General features: G+C 47.7%; 21 protein-coding genes. 16 read left to right on the forward strand and 5 right to left on the reverse strand.

Annotated features, from left to right (window positions below; translation table 11 throughout):
• Positions 1–309: 309 nt before the first annotated feature.
• From J2736_RS25255 to J2736_RS25275, 5 genes are all read left to right on the forward strand, one after another.
• Complete coding sequence (locus J2736_RS25255) at positions 310–1,701, forward strand: aldehyde dehydrogenase (RefSeq protein WP_310501361.1); 1,392 nt, start codon at positions 310–312, stop codon at positions 1,699–1,701.
• A gap of 28 nt (positions 1,702–1,729) precedes the next feature.
• Positions 1,730–2,920: an amino acid deaminase/aldolase gene (locus tag J2736_RS25260; RefSeq protein ID WP_310501362.1), complete on the forward strand. Its 1,191-nt coding sequence runs from the start codon at positions 1,730–1,732 to the stop codon at positions 2,918–2,920.
• The gene (locus tag J2736_RS25265) at positions 2,917–4,227 is read left to right on the forward strand and encodes a D-arabinono-1,4-lactone oxidase (protein ID WP_310501363.1); all 1,311 of its coding nucleotides are present in this window, start codon (positions 2,917–2,919) and stop codon (positions 4,225–4,227) included. Before J2736_RS25260 ends, J2736_RS25265 begins: the two co-directional genes overlap by 4 nt.
• A gap of 27 nt (positions 4,228–4,254) precedes the next feature.
• Positions 4,255–5,442: an MFS transporter gene (locus tag J2736_RS25270; RefSeq protein WP_310501364.1), complete on the forward strand. Its 1,188-nt coding sequence runs from the start codon at positions 4,255–4,257 to the stop codon at positions 5,440–5,442.
• 93 nt (positions 5,443–5,535) lie between these two features.
• Positions 5,536–5,742 (forward strand): hypothetical protein, encoded by a 207-nt coding sequence (locus J2736_RS25275; RefSeq protein ID WP_310501365.1) that lies wholly within the window; start codon positions 5,536–5,538, stop codon positions 5,740–5,742.
• A gap of 142 nt (positions 5,743–5,884) precedes the next feature.
• On the opposite strand, the gene J2736_RS25280 is transcribed toward J2736_RS25275, so the two are convergent.
• Together J2736_RS25280 and J2736_RS25285 are read right to left on the reverse strand one after the other, a co-directional pair.
• Complete coding sequence (locus tag J2736_RS25280) at positions 5,885–7,195, reverse strand: aminotransferase class I/II-fold pyridoxal phosphate-dependent enzyme (protein WP_310501366.1); 1,311 nt, start codon at positions 7,193–7,195, stop codon at positions 5,885–5,887.
• Positions 7,196–7,354: 159 nt separating this feature from the next.
• Positions 7,355–7,939, reverse strand: coding sequence for a GNAT family N-acetyltransferase (locus J2736_RS25285; RefSeq protein ID WP_310501367.1), 585 nt, complete (start codon positions 7,937–7,939; stop codon positions 7,355–7,357).
• A gap of 130 nt (positions 7,940–8,069) precedes the next feature.
• Between J2736_RS25285 and pdxR the strand changes: the two genes are divergently transcribed.
• On the forward strand, positions 8,070–9,536 hold the full coding sequence (gene pdxR, locus J2736_RS25290) for a MocR-like pyridoxine biosynthesis transcription factor PdxR (RefSeq protein ID WP_310501368.1): 1,467 nt from the start codon (positions 8,070–8,072) through the stop codon (positions 9,534–9,536).
• A gap of 118 nt (positions 9,537–9,654) precedes the next feature.
• Positions 9,655–11,097, forward strand: a complete 1,443-nt coding sequence (locus J2736_RS25295; RefSeq protein ID WP_310501369.1) for an NAD-dependent malic enzyme — start codon at positions 9,655–9,657, stop codon at positions 11,095–11,097.
• 88 nt (positions 11,098–11,185) lie between these two features.
• Here the strand turns inward: J2736_RS25295 and J2736_RS25300 are convergent, their stop codons facing one another.
• Together J2736_RS25300 and asd are read right to left on the reverse strand one after the other, a co-directional pair.
• Positions 11,186–12,445 carry an MFS transporter gene (locus tag J2736_RS25300; RefSeq protein WP_310501370.1) on the reverse strand — a complete coding sequence of 420 codons (1,260 nt, stop codon included), beginning with the start codon at positions 12,443–12,445 and terminating at the stop codon, positions 11,186–11,188.
• Positions 12,446–12,475: 30 nt separating this feature from the next.
• Positions 12,476–13,264, reverse strand: coding sequence for an archaetidylserine decarboxylase (asd, locus tag J2736_RS25305; RefSeq protein WP_310501371.1), 789 nt, complete (start codon positions 13,262–13,264; stop codon positions 12,476–12,478).
• Between the two features lie 203 nt (positions 13,265–13,467).
• Between asd and J2736_RS25310 the strand changes: the two genes are divergently transcribed.
• Positions 13,468–13,764 (forward strand): transposase, encoded by a 297-nt coding sequence (locus J2736_RS25310; RefSeq protein ID WP_310501372.1) that lies wholly within the window; start codon positions 13,468–13,470, stop codon positions 13,762–13,764.
• 77 nt (positions 13,765–13,841) lie between these two features.
• The gene (nagZ, locus tag J2736_RS25315) at positions 13,842–15,143 is read left to right on the forward strand and encodes a beta-N-acetylhexosaminidase (RefSeq protein WP_310501373.1); all 1,302 of its coding nucleotides are present in this window, start codon (positions 13,842–13,844) and stop codon (positions 15,141–15,143) included.
• Positions 15,144–15,591: 448 nt separating this feature from the next.
• Here the strand turns inward: nagZ and J2736_RS25320 are convergent, their stop codons facing one another.
• On the reverse strand, positions 15,592–16,692 hold the full coding sequence (locus tag J2736_RS25320; protein WP_310501374.1) for a YheC/YheD family endospore coat-associated protein: 1,101 nt from the start codon (positions 16,690–16,692) through the stop codon (positions 15,592–15,594).
• 214 nt (positions 16,693–16,906) lie between these two features.
• Here J2736_RS25320 and J2736_RS25325 point away from each other — a divergent pair, with 214 nt between their 5' ends.
• From J2736_RS25325 to J2736_RS25355, 7 genes are all read left to right on the forward strand, one after another.
• Positions 16,907–18,097, forward strand: coding sequence for a glycosyltransferase family 4 protein (locus tag J2736_RS25325; protein WP_310501375.1), 1,191 nt, complete (start codon positions 16,907–16,909; stop codon positions 18,095–18,097).
• A gap of 91 nt (positions 18,098–18,188) precedes the next feature.
• Complete coding sequence (locus tag J2736_RS25330) at positions 18,189–21,542, forward strand: WIAG-tail domain (protein WP_310501376.1); 3,354 nt, start codon at positions 18,189–18,191, stop codon at positions 21,540–21,542.
• A gap of 212 nt (positions 21,543–21,754) precedes the next feature.
• Positions 21,755–22,474, forward strand: a complete 720-nt coding sequence (locus J2736_RS25335) for a sugar phosphate nucleotidyltransferase (protein WP_310501377.1) — start codon at positions 21,755–21,757, stop codon at positions 22,472–22,474.
• Entirely contained in the window at positions 22,474–23,475 is a 1,002-nt protein-coding gene (gene rfbB, locus J2736_RS25340) for a dTDP-glucose 4,6-dehydratase (protein ID WP_310501378.1), read from the forward strand. Before J2736_RS25335 ends, rfbB begins: the two co-directional genes overlap by 1 nt.
• Positions 23,472–24,359 carry a dTDP-4-dehydrorhamnose reductase gene (gene rfbD, locus J2736_RS25345; protein WP_310501379.1) on the forward strand — a complete coding sequence of 296 codons (888 nt, stop codon included), beginning with the start codon at positions 23,472–23,474 and terminating at the stop codon, positions 24,357–24,359. The genes rfbB and rfbD overlap by 4 nt, the downstream gene beginning before the upstream one ends.
• Entirely contained in the window at positions 24,353–25,441 is a 1,089-nt protein-coding gene (locus J2736_RS25350; RefSeq protein ID WP_310501380.1) for a CgeB family protein, read from the forward strand. Before rfbD ends, J2736_RS25350 begins: the two co-directional genes overlap by 7 nt.
• Positions 25,442–25,456: 15 nt before the next feature.
• Positions 25,457–26,602: a CgeB family protein gene (locus J2736_RS25355; protein ID WP_310501381.1), complete on the forward strand. Its 1,146-nt coding sequence runs from the start codon at positions 25,457–25,459 to the stop codon at positions 26,600–26,602.
• Positions 26,603–26,638 lie beyond the last annotated feature (36 nt).

Here is a 26,638-nt window from a genome sequence, read left to right on the forward strand (position 1 = left end):
TTAAGGAGAATGGACCGTTTATTGCAGAATTGCTGGGAAAATACATCTTTTTTTACCGAAACTCTATAAAAAGGAGGAATTGGCTGGAAAAGGATGCGTATTCGCATCTTTTTTAGATTCTGCCTTTCCGAAGGCGGAGCAGCCGCGTTTCTTCCTATTGGAAATGGGATGGAGAGCAAAATAGCGGGTATCGTGATATTGTCACTGTAGGGATAGGGGTGTTAAAATAATGAGATTAAGCATTATTATAAAATGGATAATTGTAAGCGTTTACAAATAACGACATAATTATAGACAGATGAGATATCAATGTCCGAGAGGGGAGAGCTAATGGCGATACGTGAATTGATGGAGCAGCAAAAAAAGTATTATCACACCGGTGCCACGCGTGGACTGGATTTCCGGCTTGCACAGCTCCGAAAGCTGAAACAAGCGATTGTTGATCGGGAATCTGAGATTATCCAAGCACTTCGCACCGACTTGAATAAAAGTGAGAAGGAAGCGTACGCGTTTGAAATAAGTATTGTCTATCAAGAGATTGCACATGTCATCAAGCATCTGAAACGTTGGATGAAGCCGAAGAAAGTGAAAACTCCGATGACGCATTCGGGGAGTCGCAGCTACATGATCCCAGAACCACTGGGCGCGGCACTTATCATTGCACCGTGGAATTATCCGTTTATGCTGGCATTTGATCCACTAGTAGGAGCCATTGCTGCAGGAAATACGGTAGTATTGAAGCCATCCGAGCTGGCACCAGCGGTGTCAGCGGTGATGACCTCGCTACTTCGGGCAACATTTGAACCGCAGTATATAGCTGTTGTGGAAGGCGGCGTGGAAGCCAGCAGTGAGCTGCTGGAGCAGCCGTTTGACAAGATCTTTTTTACGGGCAGCGTTGCGGTCGGAAAAATAGTGATGGAAGCGGCGTCGAAGCGGCTCACGCGTGTGACATTGGAGCTTGGAGGCAAGAGCCCATGCATCGTCCATCATGATGCGCAATTGAAGCTGGCCGCACAGCGTATCGCTTTCGGGAAGTACTCAAATGCGGGACAGACCTGCGTCGCTCCAGACTATCTGCTCGTGCATCGGAGCGTGGAAGATAAGCTGCTGGCCTATTTGCAAGAGGCTATCCAATCTTTCTATGGTGATAAGCCGCTGCTAAGCCCCGAGTATGGCAAAATCATATCACGCCGTCATTATGAGCGATTGCAGCATTTTATGAAGGACGGGAAGGTCGTTATCGGTGGAGACGCTAATGACCAGACGCTGCAAATTGAACCAACTGTGCTAGAAGCGGTCACATGGGATATGCCAGTTATGCAAGAGGAGATTTTTGGACCTATTCTTCCAATCCTAACCTACGACAGTCTCGATGAAGTGGTGGGCTTGATCCAAGCTCGGCCGAAGCCGCTAGCCCTATATGTTTTTTCGGAGGATAAAAAGGTGCAAGATGCCTTGCTTGAGCGTATTTCATTCGGCGGCGGTTGTGTCAATGATACATTGATGCATTTTGGTTCCACACATTTACCTGTCGGCGGCGTAGGCGAGAGTGGGATGGGCAGCTATCATGGCGAGATGAGTTTTCACATATTTTCGCATATGAAAAGTATATTGAAACAGACGACGATGTTTGACATTCCTTTTCGCTATCCCTCCAGTAAAATGGGGTTGAAAATCATTCGCAGGCTGACTAAGCCATAATACGGCTCAAGAGGAAGAGGTAAGTCTCATGTTAGGATCCTACGAGTACTATAAACAGATTTTCAAGGATGTACCGAAGCCATTCGCATTCGTAGATTTGGATTTGTTGGATGCTAACATCAGGGACATTGCGCAGGAAGCAGGGGGGAAAAAGATTCGGGTGGCAAGCAAATCGATTCGCTGCCCCGAGGTACTTCGCCGTATTTTGGCAGCTGATCATGTGTATCAGGGGATTATGTGCTACACCGCGGATGAGGCAGCTTTCTTAGCCCGCGATGGTTTTGATGACCTTTTACTGGGCTATCCGCAATGGCAGGCTGAGGCGCTGACCGATGTGATTTCACTTATTGGCGAAGGCAAAACGATTACGTTCATGGTCGATTGTATCGAGCATGTTGAGCACTTAGAGCAGCTCGCAGCGAAGTTGCAAGTAACTGTACCCGTTTGTCTCGACATCGATATGTCGACTGATTTTCCTGGGCTGCATTTTGGTGTATATCGCTCGCCGTTGACCAACTGGGAGCATGTACGACCTATTGCGGAAGCCATCGTTAAGGCCAACTGGCTGCGACTGGACGGCATTATGGGGTACGAGGCGCAGATTGCCGGTGTTGGTGATAATGCCCCTGGGCAAGCTGTGAAGAATGTGCTAATCCGCAGGTTGAAGAAATCCTCTATCCGCAAAGCCGCCAAGTGGAGAGAAGAAGTTACACTAAGGTTAAGTCAGATGGGCGTCCAACTTCGTTTCGTCAATGCGGGTGGGACAGGAAGTATGGACAGCTCACGGGAAGAAGCGTGGGTGACGGAGATCACCGCAGGGTCAGGCTTTTACTCGCCAGGCTTGTTCGACAATTACGTCTCCTTTCGTTATAAGCCTGCTGCCGGGTATGCGGTAGAGGTTGTACGTCGTCCACAGCCGAACATCGTGACCTGCATGGGCGGCGGTTATACGGCCTCGGGACCGACAGGGGCAGATAAACGACCAAAGCCGTATTTGCCTGAAGGTCTGGAGCTATTGGCATTGGAGGGCGCAGGTGAAGTGCAGACCCCGCTGCGGGTGCGCGGGGAAGTTAAGCTGGAGCTGGGCGATCCGGTGTTTTTCCGTCATGCGAAGGCAGGGGAGTTATGTGAGCGATTCCTCGTGCTATATGCCGTTTCGCAGGGCAGCATTGTAAGTACATATCCAACGTATCGCGGTATGGGGGCGTGTTTTTTATGAGAAGCCAATCAGGGACATGGACGAATTGGTCAGGTATGGTTCAGGCTTCGCCGCAGACGGTGCTCTATCCGGATTCCATCGAAGCGGTGGCCGAGGCTGTGCTGCTATGCAGACGAGAAGGACGCAGGCTGCGGGTTGTCGGTACAGGACATTCGTTTACGCCAATTGCAGCATCCAATGATGTGCTGATTACGCTAGACCGAATGCAAGGCCTAGTGGCGTTAGATACGGAGGCCAAGACTGCGACCGTTTGGGCAGGCACGAAGCTCAAGCTGCTTGGGGAACTGCTGTTCAACCAAGGGCTGGCACAGGAGAATCTGGGTGACATCGATGTACAGTCGATTGCTGGCGCTATCAGTACGGGGACCCATGGAACTGGCCAACAGTTCGGCAACATTGCCACGCAAGTGGTGGGATTGACGATGGTGACGGGGGCTGGCGATGTTATCACATGCACACCTGAGACGCACCCAGATTTGTTTAAAGCGATGCAGATTTCCATTGGCGCGCTGGGTATTATTGTGCAAGTCACGCTCAGGCTTCAACCTATTTATAAAATGAAGTACGAAAGTAAGCGAATGCCGCTGAAACAATGCTTGCAGGAGCTGCCAGAAATAGCGGGCGGGCATCGACATTTTGAATTCTATTGGTTCCCTTATGCGGACCCCTGTCAGCTCAAATTCATGAATCCGACGGATCAAGCGGTGACGAGCCGTAAGGTGCGTGATTACATCGGTGATGTACTTCTCGAAAATACCCTCTTCGGTCTATTGTCCGAATTATGCCGTAAGGTTCCGAAGCTCAGTCAGACGGTGAGTCGACTATCCGCATCGCAAGTGCCTGTGGGCAGCAAAGTCGATTACAGTCATCGACTGTTTGCCACGCAAAGACTCGTTCGTTTTAACGAGATGGAATATAATCTACCAGCAGAGGCCATGCCAGCGGTCATTGAAGAAATGCGTGCGAAGATGACGAAAAACAAGTACAACGTTCATTTTCCAATCGAGTGCCGGTTTGCGAAAGGCGATGACATCTGGCTCAGCCCAGCGTTCGAGCGTGATTCTGCCTACATTGCCATTCATATGTACAAAGGAATGTCGCATGAGGACTATTTTGCAGCGATGGAGGACATATTCCTGCAACACGGCGGCAGGCCACATTGGGGCAAAATGCATTCGCTGCGTTCATCCGAGTTGTCTGAAAGATATCCCAAATGGCAGCCATTTTGCCGTATTCGAGAAGAATTGGACCCGGATGGCATCCTGCTGAACGGGTATCTAGAAAAGATATTCGGTGTGACTGGATAGATTGATAAGCAAATGGGAGGTGTCCTCATGGTGAATTCAAGTACGTCTCGTTCTCGCTGGTCGGTTGTTGCAGCGTACGCCTTGCTTGCGGCGGTAACTCAGCTGCTGTGGGTAACCTTCACCCCCATAACGACGGCTGCTTCCCGTGAGTGGGAGGTTTCTATCGATGCCGTAGGCTGGTTGTCTCTCGTATTCCCGCTTGTCTACGTGCTGCTGTCTATCCCTTTTGGTCTGGGCGCTGACCGGTGGTTACGCGGATCGTTGCTCATTGGGGGTGCGTTGACGGCAGTTGGAGCGCTTATTCGCATCGTACCTGGCTACGAATTTGCACTCATTGGGCAGCTTGTGATTGCTATTGGACAGCCACTTGTACTCAATGCAGTGAACAAATTAGCTGTGCTCTATGTGCGGCCTGAGCAACGAGCGAATGCCATTGCGGCAGGCACGGCAAGTTTATTCGTCGGTATCTTGGTATCGACGGTTACTGTTCCTTTTGTGATGGCATGGCAGGGCATGCCGGCTGTTCTGTGGACGCAAGGAGGCATTAGCGTAATTGCCGCCGTGGCAATGGGGTTGGCGCTGCGACGTGCGCCGGTCTTTGAGGTTGAGGCAGCGGCTGCGGATACGAGCAGCGCATTGGGTTTACGCGCGGTTGCGATCCTTTGGTCGCAGCGTTGGGTGCGGCTATTCAGCCTGCTCCTGTTCGCAGGCTTCGGCATTTTCATTACGCTGGCGACATGGCTTGAAGTGCTGGCCAGCGCGATCGGCTACAATGCCCAGCAAGTGGGCATTGGCATTGGGGTTATGACTGCAGCAGGCATTGCCGGCGCTGCAGTGGTGCCACGGTGGGCGATGCATGGTCAGCGCGCGAGAACGGTTGTGCTCTGCTCACTTGTGGCGAGCGTGTTGCTTCTGGTCGGGCTCGCAGTTGGCATGCCACAATGGTTATTCATTAGCTTGTTGGCTGTGTGCGGTTTTCTGCTGCTTGCTGATTTACCTGTGATGCTGTCCCTAGCAGAGGCCAAATCCGATCCGCAGTTCGTCGGCGCTGTTACAGGCTTACTGCTGTTGTTTGGCAACTTGGGAGGCATCATGCTTTCCTTAGCTGTTCAACTACTGTTGAACAACCGGATTGTTGCGCTAAGCGTGTTAGCCGCAGTCGTAATTCTTATATTGCCCGCAGCGATGAGGCTGCAGAGGGTAGCTTCAAAGTAAGCATTTAATTGCATCCAAGAAAAGGAAAAGATGCACGCTAAGAGAACTAGTTAAGAGAACTAGTTATGTAAGCTTTATTTCAAGAGGGGGACTATGGACATTATTCATCGAGATGCAGATTTTACGAACGCGATGTTGTTTGGAACATACATCATGGTTTTATTGGATGGCAAAATGATTGGCGGGGGACTTGTTGCTGGGTTTGACGAAAACGAAGTGGAGGTAGGGAGTTGTCGATATTTGCGAAGCAGCTCCACCTTCGTAATCGCACCACCTCCGCAATGCTCGATAAATCTATGAGCGAATCCATTCTAGAAAAGACGTTCTGATGAGTCCATCGAACGTCTTTTTGTTGTATATATCATACAACTACGAAAGGTTCTGCATAAAAAAGAGCACCTTCTAACCAAATGGTTATAAGGTGCTCTTCGTGGTGCTCGCCTTATTTGCTCGCGGCAACCGTCTCTATTTCTTTAACACTTTGATAAATGAGGTTGAATAACTCTTCCAAGTTGCTTTCTTCAATGCAAGAGAAGGCAACGCGAAGATCTGTCTCGCCTAGCGCGATTGTACCTACACCATGTTGATTCAATAAATGTAGGCGTAGGGCTTCAGCATCAACGGTTTTGAGCTTCAAGCACATGAAATATCCAGAGTTGAACGGGTAGTAACCCCATGCGTCGTCGAACTTACCGCTGTCCAAAATGGATTTTGTACAGTTCGCGCGGCCTTTCATGATTTCATATTTCTCTTGCTTCTGTGCATTGAACTCTGGTGAATTCAAAGCGTGAAGCACGAAAGTTTGGGAAGGATGCGGTCCGCTGGAAATGGTTGCGCGGATGATTCCCTTTGTTTTTTCTTCGAGTGCATCAAGAAGCGCGTTACTTTGACCCGCATACGTAATGAAGCCTACACGAAAGCCCCAGACGTATTCTTCTTTGGTTGCTCCATCGATTTTGACTGCAAGCACACGAGGATGCAGGTCAGCTAATTGACCGAATAAGGATTCATGCAACGAATTTTCGAAGAAAAGACCGAAGTAAGCATCGTCAGTAAGGACAACGACATTGATGCCAGCTTCTGCGGCTTCTTGAATCGCAGCAACAATGGCATTGCCATCTTGTGCGTCAGGCGTGTAGCCTGTTGGATTGTTCGGGAAGTTCAGAACGACGATCGCTTTTCCTTTGGATTTTTGAGCGAGAAGTGCATCGCGCAAGCCTTGGGAATTAAAGCGCTCTTGTTCGTTATAGAGCGGGTAGTTCACGATTTGGGCGCCGCGGCGAATCTCGAAAGTGAGCTCGTAATTTTCCCAATTTTTATCAGGAATAATAACAGCATCACCAACGTCTGCAAAAAGATCAGCAGCGATACTTAAACCATGCGTCAGCGCATTCGTTACAATTGGGTTGCCGATGAGCTTGTTGCCAATGCTTGGGTTTTCTTCGAGCATTTTTTTGCGCCAAGCAGTACGGAGCTCAGGCTTACCAGCTGGTGGAGCGTATTCATATATATCTTTAGGATTGTAAGTGGAGAGTGTATCTTGAATGACCTTCAGATGCATAGGCTGACCATTTTCGATTGCAATACCTATGGTTGCATTGAATTTCTTAGCTTTGGTCTTCGCTTCAGCCGATTGGCTGAGAATGCCTTCTTTCGGGAAGTAAATCGATTTACCTAATGCGGAAAGCATGTCATGTACGTGAGAATTTTCACGTTGCAGGGTCTCGTTTAACTGACTTGCCAAAGGATTCATAAGATTGGGTCATTCCTTCCAATGAGCGATTCATTTTTTCCCAGTTATTATATCACTTTCGCACCTGCACGTCACTGCGCTCCATAAATTTTCTGCGAAATGATAAAAAAGAAGAAGCAAGTGCCAGGGAAGAACAGATGCCCATCACTTGCCCTCGGTTTAATTGTCCAAAAAGCCTTCTAATCGTTGCTTGACCTGAGGCCACTCTTTGTCGAGGATACTGTACATGACGGTGTCTCGTACATATCCATCATACATGACACGATGTTGCCGGAGGACACCTTCTTTCTGGGCTCCTAAACGGGCAATAGCTGCTTGGGAGCGTTCGTTGCGAAGGTCTGTTTTGATTTGAACACGAAGCAAGTTCAGAGATTCAAAGCAATAGCGAAGCAACAAATATTTGCATTCGGTATTCACGCGTGAGCGCCAAACACTAGGATTGTACCAAGTATGCCCGATCTCCATATTCCGATGAGGAACGGAGATATCAAAGAGTCGCGTACTGCCGACAATCGTATCGGTAAGCCGGTCATACACGCTGAAAGGGATGCCTTGTCCTGCTTCCTGCTCCTTCAGCGCTTGTTCAACAAATGTGGTGACTTCCGTTGCGCTCAGCAGGGGTGTCATAATGTTCGTCCAAATAGCTGGGTCATTTGCGGCTTCCGTCAGGCCAGGAATATGGGATGCATGCAGGGGAATTAGGGTAACGCGTGTTCCCTCAAGAATAGGTGGCTGTAGATTCATTGTTCATTTTCTCCTTATTTACGAATGAATGTAATGTGTTTTTAGTTAGCATACGGTATGATTGGATTAATAAAAAGAACCAATATGACTTAATTTATATGTACCAATTATGATGAAAAGAGGTGGTTGGATGGCTATCTATTTACCTTTTCAAGCGTATCTCACCAGATACCCAAGTAAATATGCAGCTTTGTACCACGCGCTTCGCGATGAGATCGTCGGAAATAAGCTAAAGATGTCGACCAAATTGCCATCTAGTCGAGAATTGGCTGATGAACTTGGCATTTCTAGGGGTACAGTTAATCAAGTGTATGATATGCTCATTGCCGAGGGTTATTTGCAGGCAGATATTGGAAGGGGAACCTTCGTCGTTTACGCTGACGGTCAAGTGATGCCTGTGGCGAAGACGGGGAAGACTATTGAATTGTCGGCATGGGGCACTAGGGTGAACGAAGCCGAGATCGGTGGAGGCGGTGAGTCGAGGAAAGCGAAAGAGCGTGCGGGTCAGTTCGCAGAAGCGGAGATCGCTTTCGTGGTGGCGCGGCCGCAGATGGACCTGTTCCCGCGGGAGCAATGGAACCGCGGCCTGTACGAGCAAGTGCGGCGGATGACGGAGTCGCCGCATGAGGACGTTCACATCGCCGAGGGGAACTATGCGCTTCGCGAAGCGATCGCGCTGCACCTGAGGCGGATGCGAGGGATTGATGCGCTCCCGGAGCGCATCGTCATCGTCAATGGGTCGATGCAGGCGATCGCCTTGCTGACCCAACTGCTCGTGAACCCGGGCGATCCCGTGGTGCTGGAGCGCCCCGGGTATCAAGGCGCCAGCCGCGCGGTGCTGGCGGCTGGCGGGGTGCCCGTCCACGCGGCGGTGGACGAGCAAGGGCTGATCCCGCAGCCGTGGGACGCGCGGCTGCTGTTCGTGACCCCCAGCCGCCAATTCCCTACGGGGGCGGTGCTGGGGCTGGAGCGCCGCCAGCTCCTGCTGCGCTGGGCGGCGGAGCAAGGAGCTGTCATCGTCGAAGACGATTATGACAGCGAGTTCAGGCACCGCGGGCGGCCGATCGAGCCGCTCAAGGTACTGGACCAAGAGGGCCGAGTGGTCTACATCGGCACCTTCTCGAAGACGATGCTGCTGGACCTGCGCATCGGCTATGTCGTGCTGCCGGAGGCGCTGCACGACGCATTTGCAGCCGCGAAGCGGCTATACGAGCCGCACCCAACGGGGCTGCTCGAACAGCGCTCGCTCGCCGCCTTCATGGCGAGCGGCGGCTACGAGCGACACCTGCGCCGCATGCGGCGGGTGTACGCGAGCAAGTTCTTGCTCCTGCAGGCGCTGCTGCAGGAGCAGCTGTCCACCCTCTTCGAGTGGGTGGACAGCGACAGCGGGTTGCATCTGTTCGGTTGGTGGCGCGGAGACCTGCGCTCCTACAACGAGTATGCGGCTGCGTGCCGCGCGGCCGGCGTGACCTGGACGGACGCAGGGAACTACGCGCTACCTGCGGGGAGAGCGGGAGCCTGCTTCGGGTTTGCTCATTTGACGGAAGCCGAGATCAGGCAAGGTGTTAGCCGGCTCCGATCGATCTACAAACCATAAAAAGTCTCTATCAGTGTGCAAAAGAAGTCTTTTGGACGAGTGCTTTGATTGCAATAGGTTGTATGTTATCATTCAACATGTGGTCAATTAAACTATTTTTCGTAGGAGTGATCCTTATATGGCAGGATTAAATGGCGGGGGCACAAGTGTCATCGTGCGTCTGGAAATACATAAAGAACTCGTAACCTTTGGTAAAATTGCAACAGCGATTGGCGATGCAGGCGGAGATATCGTGGCGATTGACGTCACGAGAGCTAGCAAAACGACGACAACACGTGATATTACAGTCAAAGTTAGTGATCCCGAGCATACGGAAACGATTACAAAAGTACTAAAGGGCATTCCAGGTGTTCGCATCATCAACGTGTCAGACCAGACCTTCCTGCTTCATTTGGGCGGTAAAATTGAAGTGACCCCTAAAGTACCGATTAAGAATCGGGACGACTTGTCCCGCGTATATACCCCAGGCGTTGCCCGGGTTTGTATGGCGATTCATGACGATCCAAGTAAAGCACATTCCTTGACGATTAAAAGAAATACGGTTGCTGTTGTTTCGGATGGTACGGCCGTTCTTGGCCTTGGTAATATTGGTCCCGAAGCGGCGATGCCTGTCATGGAAGGGAAAGCGATGCTCTTTAAGCAAATGGCAGGCGTAGATGCCTTCCCGATTTGTTTGGACACGCAAGATACGGAAGAAATTATTCGTACTGTAAAAGCAATTGCACCAGGCTTTGGCGGAATTAACCTGGAGGATATTTCTTCGCCTCGTTGTTTTGAAATTGAAGAACGTTTGATTAATGAGCTTGATATCCCTGTTTTCCACGATGATCAGCATGGAACGGCCGTTGTCATTCTAGCTGGGTTGCTCAATGCGGTTAAGCTGGTAGGCAAGCAGTTGGAATCTTGTAAGGTTGTAGTCACTGGTATCGGGGCCGCTGGTATTGCATGTACCAAAATGCTGATTTCAGCTGGTGTTACGAATGTCATTGGTGTAGATCGTCAGGGAGCGATTGTGCGTGGAGAGACGTATACGAATTCTGCTTGGGATTGGTATGCGGCGAACACGAATCCGAAAGAAGAACGTGGAACGTTATCGGATGTTATCTCAGGTGCCGATATTTTCATCGGTCTATCAGGACCAGGCGTGCTTAAACAAGAAGATGTGAAACGTATGGCTGCAGATCCGATTGTGTTCGCGATGGCGAATCCAACGCCAGAGATTACCCCAGAGGAAGCGGAGCCTTATGTCCGCGTCATGGCGACAGGACGTTCGGATTACCCTAATCAAATCAACAACGTACTTTGTTTCCCAGGTATCTTCCGCGGCGTTTTGGACTGCCGTGCATCGAAGATTACGCAAGAAATGAAGCTTGCCGCAGCTAAGGCAATTGCAGATGTTGTCAGTGAGGACGAGCTCAATGAGTACTACATCATTCCGAGCGTATTCAACCATGCGGTTGTTGAGAAAGTCAGAGAAGCTGTGATGGAAGCGGCTTATGAATCTGGTGTAGCTCGACGTCGGAGTCAACGTGAGGGCCACGAAGCTCATCACGATGCATAGAAAAAAGCAGTTCGGTACAACGCTGATCCAGCGTGGTGCCTGAACTGCTTTTTTTATTTTAATTTGCGAGTCGCATCAGTGGTAATCTTTACGCATGTTCTTCTGTCCATTCTTTCAGCTTACGGTCTGTCGGAAGCAGGAAAGTAAGGATCCCAAGCAGGGGCAAGAATGCACATAGCTCCATGACGCGTGTGGTTCCAATGGCATCACACAGGTTGCCTAATACGACGCTGCCAATACCGCCAAGGCCGAAGGCTAATCCAGTGATTAGGCCGGATACGGTTCCTACTTTGCCAGGGAACAGCATTTGGGCATAAATGACGGTAACCGAGAAGCTAGATAACAGGATGACACCAATAAGAACCAGCAGCACGTATGCCCAAGCAACGGACACATGCGGCAGTAACAAAGCGAATGGCGCAGATCCTAACATGGAAAAGAAAATAACATTACGCTTACCGAAGCGATCTGCGATCGGTCCGCCAAAGAACGTGCCGACAGCTCCAGCCGCTAGGAATAAGAAAATGAAATTCTGTGCGCGGTCAATAGAGATGCCATACGTATCTTGTAGAAAGAAAGCGAAGTAGCCGCTCATTGCTGCGCCGTACCAAGAACGAACAAACACAAGGAAAATCAATACACTAATAGCAAACATGACTTGCTTACGTCGCTGCGGATTAACCACACGTTTTACGACAGTTTTGGCCTTCACAGGCGCTTCCTGAAGCACAACCTTATACCAACGCGCTATGTACAACTGTACGGCAATGGCGATAGCCGCGACACCAGTAAACCAGATTGATCCAAACAATCCCAGCGGAATGAAAATCCATTTGGTCATAATCGGAGCCAAGGATTGCCCGGCGTTGCCGCCGACTTGGAAAATCGATTGGGCCAAGCCTTTACGGTTTCCAGCAGCCATGTGTGACACGCGAGATCCTTCTGGATGGAAGGCAGCCGAGCCTAGTCCGACAAAACAGACAGACAAGAGCACAACCCAATACGAATGAGCGAAAGCAAGCAGCAGCATTCCGATTAAGGTCGATGTCATCCCAATGGGCAAAATGTAAGGAGATGGCTTCCGATCCGTGTAGAGACCGACAACAGGCTGCATAATGGAGGCTGTAAAGTTAATGGCGAACTGTACCCAGCCGACTTGCGTGTAGCTAAGCCCCATTTCACTTTTTAAAATGGGGAAAATAGCTGGAATAACAGATTGAATGGAATCATTCAGCAAATGAACGAGCCCGATTGCGAGTAAAATCCGGTAAACCGTAGGTTTGATATCTCCTGTTCCTTGCAAGCTCTTCGCGCTAGAACTAGGAGACGTTGTTGAAATGGATGCCATGGTAATCTCCTCTCAGGTTCTGATTCCCGACTAGGTGTCTAAAAAACGTCCGATGTCTTCGCCCATTTTTACTTTGGAGCCTAACTTAAGATCCGTACGTGGTTCGAACATGCCATCTTCAAATAGCAAAACGACCGTAGAGCCGAACTCGAAATAGGCGAGCTCTTGACCACGTTCAAGTTTATTCGGAAGCGGTGTTACATATTGAATAGAGCTTACATTCAGTGCGCCTACTTTCACGACAGCTACTTCACCGGTTGCATGTTGAATGAAGGTAATTAATCGTTCGTTGCGGCTAAGCACGCGCTTCATATGACGTAAGCCAAACTCATTCACGGGATACACTTTCCCGAGGACATGCTCTTTCTCCAGAATCTCACCTGAAATTGGTGTATGGATCCGGTGATAGTCCGTTGGGCTCAAGTACAAAACGAAATAAAAACCGTTATTGTAATTGACGGTGCGCGGTGAACGATTAAGCAGCTCATCAATGGTATAGTCTTGGCCTTTGACATTGACGATTAGGCCCTCTTTGATGTCACCAATACCTGTAATCATAGCATCAACAGGACTTACAACGCGGGTCGTATCTTCGTGGATCGGGCGCAAACCTGGTTTCAATCGGCGAGTAAAGAAATCGTTCAAGGATTTATACTCTTTGATATGCTTCTCAGCGTCTTCAATAGGAATCCCATAGGTTTGGGCAAACCGCGGGATAAATAGCCGGCTAATTTTGGAACGGGCAAGGGCACCTGTCAATTGAGAAACCCATTTGCGTGAAGACAATTCGGTCAGTAATCGGAAAAAAGGTTTAGACATAGATCATAAACTCCTGTTCATTCGTTGGTTAGGAGGGACTTGGATTTTCGCCCAAAGTTTCCTATTAGCGGTTCTTCGCTAATCTTGCCACAGAAAGGTAAAAGAATCAATTGCCGATTGTACAAATCCATCGCTAAAGCGCGGAAGATTTTTGTATTTTCGACAGCAAAATCGTCAATGCTGTTGAAGAGGTGAAAGCGACAATGTCGATTATAATCGTTTTATTTGTTATTTTGATTCCACTAGTTATGTTGTGCAGTTCTTGGGTACTGCAATCTTTCAAACCTGTATTCTCAGGTGCAGCTGTGTTGAGCGCTTATGTCGTGGGTTCAATCATCGCTGTGAACGTGTACCAGATCCTTCGGGATGATACAGTTTTCATGACGAATATCCATGTTATTTTTACAAACAAGCTATTTCTATTTACTGGTGCTTATTTAGGAGCCTATGGCATTTATGTGATGTGGCATTGTTTCTTGCAAGAGCTTCGCAGTGAATAAAGCGTTGATTCAACGAATTCTAGGGATAGAGCGTCTACTCTATAGAATTGATTGTGAATGTAAAGGCAGGCGATGATATGAAACGAGCGTTATTCAATAGTATGCGTCGAATTGGAAGCGTAGGGGTACTTATGCTTTTGATTACGGGATGTACGTCACAACATGGAGCTCAGCCAAGTGGATCCCCTGTTTCCAGTACACCGCAGGCGAGTGTCTCACCGTCGGTCGATCCAACTGTTTCTCCTACACCAACAATTGCTGCTACCCCTTCTCCTACCCCTGCAGCTTCGATAAGTTTTCCAAAGATGTCTTTGGAGGAAAAGCTGGGTCAGATGATTATTGCAGGTATCGATGGTTACACGATGAATGAGGAAGCAAGAAACTTGCTTACAACCTATCATGTTGGCGGTATTATTTTGTATAAACCGAATGTGAAGGATACCAATCAACTGGTTGGACTCGTCAATGAGTTGAAAAAGACGAATACGGCCAACAAGCTCCCGCTCTGGCTTGGAGTGGATGAAGAAGGTGGCCGAGTAACACGTCTGCCTGACGAAATTAAGAAAACACCGACTAGTCAGACGATCGGCAAATCCGGCAAAACGCAACTGGCCCGGAGTATCGGTCAATTGCTCGGGAAAGAGCTAAATGCCTATGGGCTTAATATGGATTTTGCACCTGATTTGGATATAAATAGTAATCCTAATAATCCAGTCATCGGTGATCGCTCTTTTGGTGCGAATGCAACACTCGTCAGCAGCTTCGGTATTCCGATGATGAATGGCATACAAGAGATGAAGGTCGTTCCAGTGGTAAAGCATTTCCCGGGGCATGGTGATACTTCTGTAGATTCACATATTGGTTTGCCTGTTGTTCAAAATGACCTTGCTCGTCTGCGAAAGCTTGAGCTGATCCCTTTCGCAGATGCGATTAAGCATCAGGCGGATGCCATTATGGTTGCGCATATTTTGCTGCCCAAAATAGATACGAAATACCCAGCATCGATGTCGAAGACCATCATGACGGATCTTTTGCGCAAGGAGCTTGGCTTCCAGGGACTTATTATGACCGATGATATGACAATGGGCGCTATTGCGGAAAATTATGAAATGGGGGAAGCCGCCGTGAAATCTGTGCTGGCGGGATCCAATGTCGTAATGGTCGGTCACGATCCGCAGAAAGCGATTGCGGTTATTGATGCTTTGCGTGCCGCTGTGCAAGCGGGGCGTATTCCATTGGACACGATCGACCAGAGTGTGGCCCAAGTCTACAAGCTGAAGCAAAAGTACAAGCTTCAGGATATACCGGTGACAGCGCCGGATCCGAAGCAGCTGAACGCTGAGGTACAGCGTGTGCTGGCTCCGCTTAGCGCGAAATAAGGCGGCTGGGCTGTAAGTCTCTTGATCTTGGAATAACTGGAAAATGTACTTCTAATTTCACTCGATTCTAGTATTTATATCAAATAACTGGAAAATATGAAGTTAAATTCTCGGATTTCGTCTCGACTCGGGAGAATGATGGATATTAACTGTAGATTTTCCATCTATTTAGCAAAAATTGCGAGAAATGGAGAAAATAACTGTACTTTTTCCAGCTATTTGGCCTGTGTGGCAGGGTGGGAGCCATCAAGTGTCGGGTAGAAGGTAGTCATAGTGGAAGTGCCAGCAGTGTCCGACAGAAGTAGTCATAGTGGAAGAGGCCACGAAGTGCTGCTCAGAAGTAGCACCATAAGTTTCCCCTCTCCCCACCACGCATCACCACGCCAAAAAACACCGTATCCCTAAGTCCATGCTCGGGGGTACGGTGTTTTTTGCGTGATTCATGTGCTTAGCACGGTGGCGTGCCGCCGTCTAAGATGAATTTGGCATAGGCCATAGGGTTAAAATAGGTGGCCCTCCAACATTCTTGCATATTTGCTTCCCGAAAACTGTAACGTTGATCCTTCCCATTGCATTCGATAAACAAAGGGAATCCATCATCCCTCATCGCGATGTCCAGTCCTAGATCAGCCAAATTCGGTAATTCTGTGCTTAGATGCTGCGCGACCTGGAGCGCGAAATTCGTCATCTGTCGGCAGACAGCGTCTGGATCAAGCTGCGGGTAGTGGTTGTTCAGAATTTCGGATAAGGATACCACGCGCCCGCCTTGGGCGACATTCGTTAGGAAATGCTTACGGGCGGCCACTTTGGCAATGATGCCTGTCACGCCCCAAGCGCCATCGGTCCCGCGCTGAACGGAAATACGAAGGTCAAAAGGAGCGCCATCTACGGTGGCAAGCGGCAGGCATTCCTGAACCATATATTTGCCCTTACGAATTCGCCTTTGAAGAATGCCTGGCAAGTGATGGCGGAACTTGAGTGTTCGCCAGCTCCGATTAGTAAGTTTTAAATTAAGGGGATAGAGCAGTTTCCACACGTTACCTTGACGCGCTAATTTCATCACACCGCGTCCAATGCTGGAATGAGTCGGTTTAATAATGAGTGTGTCATACGAATCCATCATGGCCTTCACATTTCCAATTGTGGCGGGAAAACTGCAGGGCAGATGGGGGCGAATGCTCTCATTTTTCCATAAAATTTCATGTATGCGCATCTTGCTATAGCGGTTCCAATGATTAAAGAGGGTAACACCCTGCTGTTTCCATGCTTCCAAAATTTTGGCTGATGAAGTATCCAAATAAATAGCGCGATTATGAATGACTTTCGGGAGATCTGACCATTTTCTTTTGAAATGTTGGCCATCCTTTACATAGGCATGTACCTTCATTGTTTTCATATGAACATCATGAATTCGGAAGTAACAGGGGGTAAGGCCATAGAGGTTGCAGGCATCCTCGTAAAATCGAATGGCTTCGTATTGTGTGTTCCCTAGAGGAATACCTGCGTACAAGGAATCGTTTACTAAAATACCCACATAGGGATTACTCATTGACTTCACTCCCTCTCTCATTGGGGCTTGCTTATTGCCGAAGACGGAATCACTCATAGTTTATGGAAAAAGAACGCTACTTGTTTGTACAAACGCTGATACTTTCTTGTCAAACAGGGACAGTAGCCTACGCTTTACCACTTTATCCGCATATGTATAGAAGAAGCAGCGAAAAGGGGCGGAGCCTAGCCCTTGAATCCAGGAGGTTTAGAATTTGAAGACTATACGGCAGCCTATATCAAACCGTCTCGTCATTGTCACACCAGGATCCTTTCCTATACCATCAGGAACAAGCAGCTCGGTTGAGCAAGTCGTTCAGAAAACAGGGGAGCAATTGGTAAAAAGCATGCCTGTCGTGGTACTTGGACGAAAAGTATCCTATCAACCTTGGAAGGATATCAGGCATGGTGTTTCGTATCAGCGAGTACCTTATCAGGGGCAAACCGCCTATATTAAACAGGTAGGTAAAAAAATCTCTTCTTTAAGTCCTGGCATTATTCAAGTGGATAATCGGCCGCGCTTCCTGCCCTTTCTTCGTAAACGAAATCCTCATGCCCTAATAAGTCTCGTCCTCCACTCTACGTCATTTATTACAAAACCATATATATCGAAATCATCATTAACGGTTTGTTTGCGTGATGCTGACGTCATTATTGTTAACAGCGATTTTCTTAAACGATTTTTGCAAAAAAAAGTGCCGAATGCTGCTCATAAAATGGTTACGCATTATTTAGGTGTTGATGTTGCGCAATTCACATCCAAATGGTCGGATGAAGGCATCAAATCTCGTAATGAATTGCGCAAAGGACTAGATTGCGAGCATCGGAAAATTATTTTATATGTGGGTAGGTTGATTCCTAAGAAAGGTGTGCATCATCTGCTGAAAGCGATGAAAACGATTATAAAGAGTGAACCAAGCGCCAAGCTTGTTATCGTAGGGAGTGCATTTTATGGATCAAAGAAAGTAACAGCCTATGTTAGGAAATTAGTTAAAACGGCGAAAATGATGCCTAAACATGTGCTATTTATTCCGTATGTGAAGCATCAAGATATGCCGAAATGGGTCCGTATTGCGGATGTTTTTGCTGTCCCCTCTGTTGGAAACGAAGCTTTCGGTCTTGTGAATGTAGAGGCTATGGCTACAGGTGTCCCTGTTGTTGCAACTCGAATAGGCGGTATCCAAGAGGTTGTGGAGGAAGGTCAAACCGGCTATCTAGTAGAGAAGGACGCCATTGAAACGGAACTTCCAGCGCGTATCCTACAGTTATTGAAAGATGAAAGCCTGCAGCGGAAGATGGGAGAAAACGGCATCAAAAGGGTCGATAACCTGTTTACATGGAAAAGAGCAGCTGAGGTAAGGTCAGATTTGTACAGTCAAATGTTAAAGGCAACGGCTCTTGTCTAGGTTAGCGCACATTTTTGGGGGCTAATGTACTTATTAAGGTCGGATTGAATATGTTACCAATGATAAATCTTGGCGAATGGAGAGGAGTCATATGAATAAGCGTAAGAGCAGCACGACCCCGAAAGCGAACGTGCACAAAGTGAACTCCAATATGAACGAATTAAAATGGCTCGATGAGGCACCAATAAAGCAAGACAAAGTGGTTGAGCAACCCAAACTGATAACGAAAATCAATCCATCATCGACGACAGAGAAGACAGACAAGACAGACAAGACAGAGTCAGGCAAAGTTTTGCATGTCTCTAAAGTGGCTGAGCAGATCACACCTGAATTGTTATTAACGGAGCGTAAAACAGGGAAATTCGTTGACCCGGTTGTTTATACAGATGACATTGTCGATGAAGCAGTAACTTGGGATAAAATTGCAAGCCGCGCGATAGATGAAACGAAGATAAAACCGTTCAGCATTGGCGTCAGATCGATCAAGGATGGTGCCATCGAATATTCCAAGCTAGCTCAGGCTAGCGTAACCCGCCCGAAAATTGCCAACGAAGCTATCCATGATGAGCATGTTGCACCAAACAGCATCGCAGGGGATAAAATCCAAGATAACACATTGTCTGGTGGAAAACTGTTCGATAGCAGCATTACAACCGCCAAAATTGCAGATAAATCGATAGACGCCACGAAATTGGCGGACGGTGCCATTTTGCCGCAACATTTATCAGAGCTTATGATTACTAGTGAATTGATTGATCAACAAGCCATCACATCGGATAAAATTCTTAGCGGAGCTGTACAGACGAAGCATTTGGCGAATTATATTATTGATACGGCAAAGCTCATGGACGCTGCGATCACCACTGCAAAAATTAGAGAAGGTGCCGTGACAGAAGATAAACTGGGGACGGACAGTATCAGTTCAATCCATATCCAAGCTGAGAGTATTCAAACAGATCATGTAAAGACTCACTCCATTACCAGTGACAAGCTCACTGATCAAGCTGTGACAGGTGCTAAGCTTGCTCCGCAAGCTGTAGACTCGATTCATCTCACACAATCCGCGGTGAGAGGTATTCATATTGAGGGTGCAGAGGTAACTAGTTACCATATTGCTGATCAAGCAATTCGGACTAAACATATTGGAGAAGGCGCTATAGATTCGAAGCTCATTCAAGATGGCGCGATTACCGTTGCCAAATTAGGTGAGAAGATTGTAGCGAGCAAACATATCATCCCGCAAGCTATTGAGTCTGCCCACTTGATGGATCAGATCATTTCCAGCAGCAAATTGCAAGACGGTGCAGTTACTGCGGATAAACTTGTCCAAGGTGCCATCATCTCTAAACATATTGGTTCCCACATGATACGGACGGAGCATCTGGATGACAATGTGGTATCCAGCTCGAAGATTGCTGCAGGATCGATCATTACTGATAAATTGGCTGAGGGAAGTGTCGTCAATTCCAAGATAAAGGATGAGAGTATCACCTCAGGCAAAATTGCTTATAGGACCATTCTCGCCGCTCATTTGCAGGAAGAGATCATATCTGCGGGTCACATTGCGAAAGGAGCCATTGGTGAGAAACAAATCGACTTGCACGCGATTCATCGCAACCATATTGCAGACGAAGCCATCACAACGAGACATATACAGGAAGAAAGCATTACGACGAGTAAGCTTGCTGAGGAAGCTGTAACAACGGCGAAAATCGCGCCGATGTCCATTGAATCCCGCCATTTGCAAGATGAAATTATCGAAGGTACGCATATTAAACCAGGGTCGATAACTTCCGAACACTTGGCACAAGGCTCCATCACCCTGGATGTCTTCGAGGATCGAAGTCTAGTGGGGAGTAAACTGCAGGAAAACGCAATCACCACAGAAATTTTAGCCGACGCTGCAGTCACGGAAGAGAAGATTGCCAGAGGTGCAGTAGGCAACTCACAACTGCAGACGGAATCGGTGACTTCAAGGGCCATTGAAGATGGCGCGATAACGAACGTAAAACTTGAGAATGAAGTGGTGACTTCGGATAAGCTGGCGAATGGCAGTGTAATTAGTAGCAAGATTTCGAACAAAGCGGTAAATTCCGAGCACATTATCGATGGGTCGATCACAGCTTCGAAATTAGCCAACGAAAGTGTGCATGGCAGCAAGCTGGCGGTTGGGACAGTTGTTGCACGGCATTTGGCTGATGGCTCAGTGATCAGTTCGAAGGTGGCATTTCGCGCGATCAATACCGATCACTTGGCAGAAGGAGCCGTCGTTGGTACCAAGCTGGCGAACGGAAGTGTAGACGGCTCGAAAATCTTGCCTGGTACAATAACCGACGAACATCTGTTGCCAGGCGTGGTGAACGGCACGAAGCTAGCGCATGGTTCCGTGAGTAACCAACATCTCCTGGCCGGCGTTATTGACAATGAAAAGTTAGCTGTAAACTCGGTAGACAGCAGCAAACTGATATCAGGTTCTGTGCACAACTATCATATTGCAGATCACGCCGTATACGGGGCCAAATTGGCGCCGAGCAGCATTGATGGTTCGAAGTTGGCAGAAGGCGCTGTAAACAGTGAACATTTAGCTGATCAAGCGATAGATACTTCTAAGCTGGCATCAGGCAGCGTTGATAGCTCTAAAATTATATATGGCGCGATTCAACGAGAGCATTTATCGGATTTTATCATTGATGGCTTAAAACTATCCTTAGGTTCTGTGACCAACAGCCATCTAGCTCCAGGTTCAATTGATGGAGGGAAGCTGCAAAATAGCAGCGTAGACAGTTCCAAGCTTACGGATAAAGCGATTGGAAGTGTGCACCTGCAAGACGAAGCTGTTACTGGTGATAAGCTCGCTTTGCAAAGTGTGGACGGCAGTAAACTCGTATGGGATACGGTGAGTACGCAGCACCTGGCGGATGAGGCTGTGACAGGATCGAAGCTAGCTGCTAACAGTGTGGATAGCGACAAAATTAGTGATGGTGCAATCCTTACAGCTAAGTTAGCTGATGGCAGTGTAGACAGCTATAAGCTGGCACAAGGAGCGGTAACTGATTTTCATCTCGCAGCGGGCAGCGTTGATGGCGCTAAGCTGCAAGTGGGAGCCATCACGAATCAACATGTGGCAGATGCGTCGATCAGCGTGAAGAAGTTGGCAGATAGTGTTGTGCGGACCTCTTCCGGTCAAAGAAATGTGTTGCAGCAATTTGGCTTAGAGCCATTCGTTATGAAGATCCAGGATGAAACCATCGAGTTGGTTCTCCAATTTGATGAGGAGTATGCGAATACGGATTATGTGTTAACGGCCATCACGAATCATCCAGCCTGTTATGTCATCGTTAGTCAAAAGTCTACAGGCAGCGCGGTATTGTCCATTATCCGAGCCAAGTTTTCACCTGATCAACAAGGTACAGTGAATTGGATTGCCATCGGTAAGACTAATTAACTAATGGTTAAGTATGGAAAAAAACGGAGTTTCGCAACCAATGCGAGACTACCGTTTTTTTTGTTGTCTTGGTATTTGATAGATAGATGACCAATTTTCGTTTTAGAGATGTTCGTCCAATTTCCGTCTATCACCATAGCATATGATAGTAGAAATGGATGTGACTACGCACCATATTTAACTTATGAACAGACCGTGAAGGGGGATGACTTGTGAAAGGCGTTGTACTTGCAGGAGGAACAGGAAGTCGATTACGCCCTTTGACGCAATATATTAATAAACATTTGCTTCCAGTTGGGGATCTGCCCATGATTCAGTATGCAATTGATAAGCTAAGTCAGGCAGGTGTTCGGGATATTCTCATTATCACGGGGAAACAATCTGCTGGCTTATATGTAGATTATCTGGGCAGCGGAGACAGTATCGGCGCTAATTTGACTTACAAGATTCAAGATCAAGCAGGAGGTATTGCGCAAGCCCTGGCTTTGGCAGAGGATTTTGTGGAGAAGGATGAAAAGTTCGTGGTTATTCTAGGAGATAACTTATTCCAAGACCCGCTGCAGCCCATCATTCATGCCTATAACCAACAAGCTGAGGGAGCTATGGTGCTGTTGAAAGAAGTAGAGGATCCTCGTAGATACGGTGTAGCGATGATGGAGAACGAGCATATAGCTTACATTGAGGAGAAGCCGAAGCATCCGAACTCTCCTTTCGCCGTGACGGGGATTTATTTATATGACTCTACTGTCTTTGACATTGTAAAGTCACAGTCACCTTCAGCCAGAGGCGAAATGGAAATCACAGATGTTAACAATGTGTATGCAGCTTCAGGCGCACTTTCTCATATGTTTCTGAAAGGATGGTGGATTGACGCGGGGACACATGAATCGCTCTTTCAAGCCACTCTTTTAGTTAGGAAGGAGTTCAACTAATGCAATCGTTGCTAGTAACTGGCGGCATGGGATTTATAGGAAGTAACTTTATTCATTATTGGAAGAAACATCACCCTGAGGATCATGTCATCAATGTCGATTTACTCACGTATGCAGGAAATAGGGACAATACTAGAATGTTAGAGGGGCAGGGCGGCTATCGGTTTGTTCATGGTGATATTGGCGATGCGACGCTCATGAAGAAACTGATGCGGGGAGTCGATGTGGTTGTTCATTTTGCAGCGGAATCACATGTAGATCGGAGTATTCATGACCCCGGTAGTTTTGTAAAGACAAATGTAGTTGGGACTCAAATCTTGCTTGAAGCCGCTCGTCAAGCTGGGGTTAAGAAGTTTATTCATATATCCACAGACGAAGTGTATGGATCACTTGGAGCTGAGGGAGCCTTCAGTGAAGAAACACCAATTGCACCGAATTCTCCGTATTCTGCTAGTAAAGCGGGCTCTGATTTGCTAGTAAGAGCTTACTACGAAACGTATGGATTTCCAGCTATCATCACACGCTGCTCCAACAATTATGGTCCCCGTCAATTTCCCGAAAAACTAATCCCACTTTTGATTACCCGTGCCCTGCGCAATGAAACGATTCCCCTCTATGGGGATGGCTTAAATGTACGAGACTGGTTGTATGTAGACGATCATTGTTCTGCTATTGCATGTGTAATTGCATCTGGCGTGCCTGGTGAAGTGTACAACGTTGGCGGTCAGAATGAGCGGACGAATCTGGAGGTTGTTCAGCGTATTTTGAAACTGTTGGGCAAGCCAGAATCGTTGATTCACTATGTTACGGATCGACTTGGACACGATCGGCGATACGCCATCAACAGCTCGAAGATACGTCGCGACTTAGGGTGGACGCCAGCTTATTCATTTGAAAGCGGCTTGCAAAAGACGTTGAACTGGTATTTGGAAGAAAGCGAGTGGTACGCCCGTATTGCAGACGGTTCGTATCGTGAAGATAAAGAAGCTGATCCCACTTGAAAATCATAATTACGGGTGCCGGCGGGCAGCTTGGGTATGACCTTAAACGCGTGCTGAGCCCTAAGCATGAGGTAATCGCTTGGGATAAGGCGAAGTTGGATGTGAGTCAAGAACATGAAGTTATGCAGCGCATAGTAACTGAACGGCCAGACGTTGTTGTGCATGCTGCTGCGTATACCAACGTAGATAGAGCTGAAAGCGAGAAGGAAGCCGCCTATCATGTGAATGCTTTAGGTGCCCTTCATCTTGCGAATGCTTGCTTGATTGTTGGAGCTAAGCTCGTCTATGTCAGCACGGATTATGTGTTCGATGGCACGAAGCGAAGTCCCTATGATGAGACGGATACGCCTAATCCGCTCAATAGCTATGGGCAATCCAAGCTACTTGGGGAGAAATTCGTTGCTATGACATGCAGAAGGCACTTTATTGTACGAACCTCTTGGTTATACGGCCAGAAAGGAACAAACTTTGTAACCAAAGTATTGGAAAAAGCACGCACAAATGCAACGCTTTCCATCGTGGATGACCAATTTGGCTCCCCTACCTATTGCTTGGATCTGGCCATTTTCATTCGTTCACTTATTGAAACAGATCACTATGGTCTTTATCATGCTTCGAATCAAGGCGTATGTTCCAGATACGAATTCGCCAAGCATATCCTGGAAGCGGCTGGGATGGCCCATATTTCGCTCAATGCTGTGCCTACCCACGCTTTTCCGCCAGCGCCGGCTGAAAGACCGATGTATACGGCATTTGCGCACAAAGCCATGCAATCCAGTGGGTTTGCACGTATGCGAGATTGGAAGTCTGCCCTTGATTTCTTTCTACAGGTTGAGTACTACGAGACTGCTGTTAAGGCTAAGAAGGTGACAGATATATGGTAACTCGTAACCGCATAGCGGAAGGGCGCAGTCAAGGTTTTCAGGCAGGCCGCGAAAGTGGCTATCGTATGGGCAGATGTCAGTTCGCCCTCGACACATGCTACCCGCCACCGATTCCACTTCGAGAAGCAAGTGTGTTATTTATTGTGCAAGGATTTGATGCCATTGACCAAGGTATTATTCAGGGCTTGCAACAAACAGTTCGTGTTATGCATGCAGCTGTTGCAGCCGATATGCTCCGCTTGGCCAGAGAGCTTAGACCGAATTTAGTGCTCGTCATGAATGGTCTTCATGTATTTCCAGCTGATCATGCTCATCATATCGATCTGGTTAGACAGATGGGGATACGCACCGCTATATGGTTTGCGGACGATCCCTATTTTACTGATCAAACCGTCGCCTTAGCTCCTCACTATGATTATGTCTTCACCCATGAAATGTCATGTGTACCGTTCTATCAGGGGATCGGCTGCGGGCAAGTGCACTACTTGCCTTTGGCAGCTAGTCCGGCCGTATTTAGACCTGAACCTGTGGGTCCCGCGTACCGAAGTGATATTTGCTTCATAGGTATGGGCTTTCCTAACCGTATTGCCCTCTTTAATGAGATAACCCCCTTTTTACTTGGGAAAAAAGTGGTTATTGCCGGGGGACTCTGGGATCGGCTTGCCCACTATCATCTCCTCCGTCATGGGATTAAAGCGTACTTCGTTCCGATTGAAGAGTCCGTTAAGTATTATAACGGCGCCAAAATTGTTTTGAACATCCATCGGCTCACGTACGATACCACGTTCAATAAGAATAGTAGAAACATACCGGGACTTTCGATTAATCCCCGAACGTATGAGATCGCAGGTTGCGGGACATTGCAAATTACGGATTTCCGTCAGGATCTGGAGCAGTATTATCGACCAGGACATGAAATTGAAACTTTCCATCATACGGGAGAGCTTCTTCATAAAATGAGTCATTATTTGATACACGAGGAAGATCGGATGCGTATTGCCATCAATGGCATGAGAAGAACACGTATGGAACATACGTTTGCCTCTCGTTTAGTTAAGTTGTTAGACATTGTATTTGCCTAGAAGGGAGTGAAGTTTGTGGTATTTAACAATCCAGCGCATGCACGAGCACGCGGACTTGCCGAGGGTTATCAATTAGGTCACGCTAATGGCGTCAGACTTGGACAATGTGAAGCTATTATTCAAAAGGCGGTTCGTGACCGTCAACCAAGTCCTGTATGGGACGTACGCGTATTGTTTATTACATCGGGAAAAGGTTACCCTTACGAGCCCTTAGATATCGCAGTTATTAACAGTCTTCGCCCCTTAGTTCGCGAATTAATAATAGGTAACACAGTCCATGATGTGACGCGAATCGGCAGCCCCAAAGCCAGCATCGAAACGATTGCCGCGAGGCACCGTCCTGACGTGATGATCGTCTTAGAGGGAATGAATCTCTCTATGAATATCGTGGATCGTGTACGTCAAATGGGCATTCGCACCGCGGTATGGCTAACGGATGATCCCTATTACACGGATATTACGGCTGCTTATGCGACGCACTATGATTATATTTTTACCTTGGAAGTAAATTGTGTACAGTTCTATCGGGATATGGGGGCTAGTCAGGTCCATTATTTACCACTCGCTTTTCAACCAGAGATGTTTCGTCCATTGCCAGTGCCCAAAGGGGGGAACCGTGATATTTGTTTTATTGGTTCAGCCTACTGGAATCGTGTAAGTGTATTTAATCAAATTGCACCTTATTTAGCGACGAAAAGTGTTATCATCTCAGGCATTTGGTGGGAACGGCTGCAACACTATCGGCTATTAGCACCACAGATACAATTAAATACTTGGATGCCGCCAGATCAAACAGCCACGTTCTACAATGGTGCCAAAATCGTTATAAATCTGCATAGAGCCTTCGATGACCATGCATATAACAACAATTCACGCCGTATTAGCGCTGCTTCGCCTAATCCAAGGACATTTGAAATCTCTGGTTGCGGTGCCTTTCAATTGACGGACGTTCGGGATGATTTAGTCAATTTCTATACGCCAGACTATGACATTGTGACGTATGCGTCACCAGAAGAAATGCTGCACAAAATGAATCATTATTTAATTCATGAAGAGGAACGTAAGCTTATTGCCATGCGCGGTCTCTATCGTACGATGCGCGATCACACCTATACGAATCGGCTGATTACGATGCTTTCCGTCATTTTCGGGCCTAGATAAGGACTGAGTAGGTGGACCATTTTAGAAAGATGAGGT

It is taken from the genome of Paenibacillus qinlingensis (assembly GCF_031455095.1).
In the GTDB taxonomy this organism is placed as follows: domain Bacteria; phylum Bacillota; class Bacilli; order Paenibacillales; family NBRC-103111; genus Paenibacillus_E; species Paenibacillus_E qinlingensis_A.

Excerpts from the sequence above, each read along its gene's own strand:
- J2736_RS25255 (WP_310501361.1), top strand. The coding sequence starts at position 310 with ATGTCCGAGAGGGGAGAGCTAATGGCGATACGTGAATTGATGGAGCAG.
- J2736_RS25260 (WP_310501362.1), top strand. The coding sequence starts at position 1,730 with ATGTTAGGATCCTACGAGTACTATAAACAGATTTTCAAGGATGTACCG.
- J2736_RS25265 (WP_310501363.1), top strand. The coding sequence starts at position 2,917 with ATGAGAAGCCAATCAGGGACATGGACGAATTGGTCAGGTATGGTTCAG.
- J2736_RS25270 (WP_310501364.1), top strand. The coding sequence starts at position 4,255 with ATGGTGAATTCAAGTACGTCTCGTTCTCGCTGGTCGGTTGTTGCAGCG.
- J2736_RS25275 (WP_310501365.1), top strand. The coding sequence starts at position 5,536 with ATGGACATTATTCATCGAGATGCAGATTTTACGAACGCGATGTTGTTT.
- J2736_RS25280 (WP_310501366.1), bottom strand. The coding sequence starts at position 7,195 with ATGAATCCTTTGGCAAGTCAGTTAAACGAGACCCTGCAACGTGAAAAT.
- J2736_RS25285 (WP_310501367.1), bottom strand. The coding sequence starts at position 7,939 with ATGAATCTACAGCCACCTATTCTTGAGGGAACACGCGTTACCCTAATT.
- pdxR (WP_310501368.1), top strand. The coding sequence starts at position 8,070 with ATGGCTATCTATTTACCTTTTCAAGCGTATCTCACCAGATACCCAAGT.
- J2736_RS25295 (WP_310501369.1), top strand. The coding sequence starts at position 9,655 with ATGGCAGGATTAAATGGCGGGGGCACAAGTGTCATCGTGCGTCTGGAA.
- J2736_RS25300 (WP_310501370.1), bottom strand. The coding sequence starts at position 12,445 with ATGGCATCCATTTCAACAACGTCTCCTAGTTCTAGCGCGAAGAGCTTG.
- asd (WP_310501371.1), bottom strand. The coding sequence starts at position 13,264 with ATGTCTAAACCTTTTTTCCGATTACTGACCGAATTGTCTTCACGCAAA.
- J2736_RS25310 (WP_310501372.1), top strand. The coding sequence starts at position 13,468 with ATGTCGATTATAATCGTTTTATTTGTTATTTTGATTCCACTAGTTATG.
- nagZ (WP_310501373.1), top strand. The coding sequence starts at position 13,842 with ATGAAACGAGCGTTATTCAATAGTATGCGTCGAATTGGAAGCGTAGGG.
- J2736_RS25320 (WP_310501374.1), bottom strand. The coding sequence starts at position 16,692 with ATGAGTAATCCCTATGTGGGTATTTTAGTAAACGATTCCTTGTACGCA.
- J2736_RS25330 (WP_310501376.1), top strand. The coding sequence starts at position 18,189 with ATGAATAAGCGTAAGAGCAGCACGACCCCGAAAGCGAACGTGCACAAA.
- rfbB (WP_310501378.1), top strand. The coding sequence starts at position 22,474 with ATGCAATCGTTGCTAGTAACTGGCGGCATGGGATTTATAGGAAGTAAC.
- J2736_RS25350 (WP_310501380.1), top strand. The coding sequence starts at position 24,353 with ATGGTAACTCGTAACCGCATAGCGGAAGGGCGCAGTCAAGGTTTTCAG.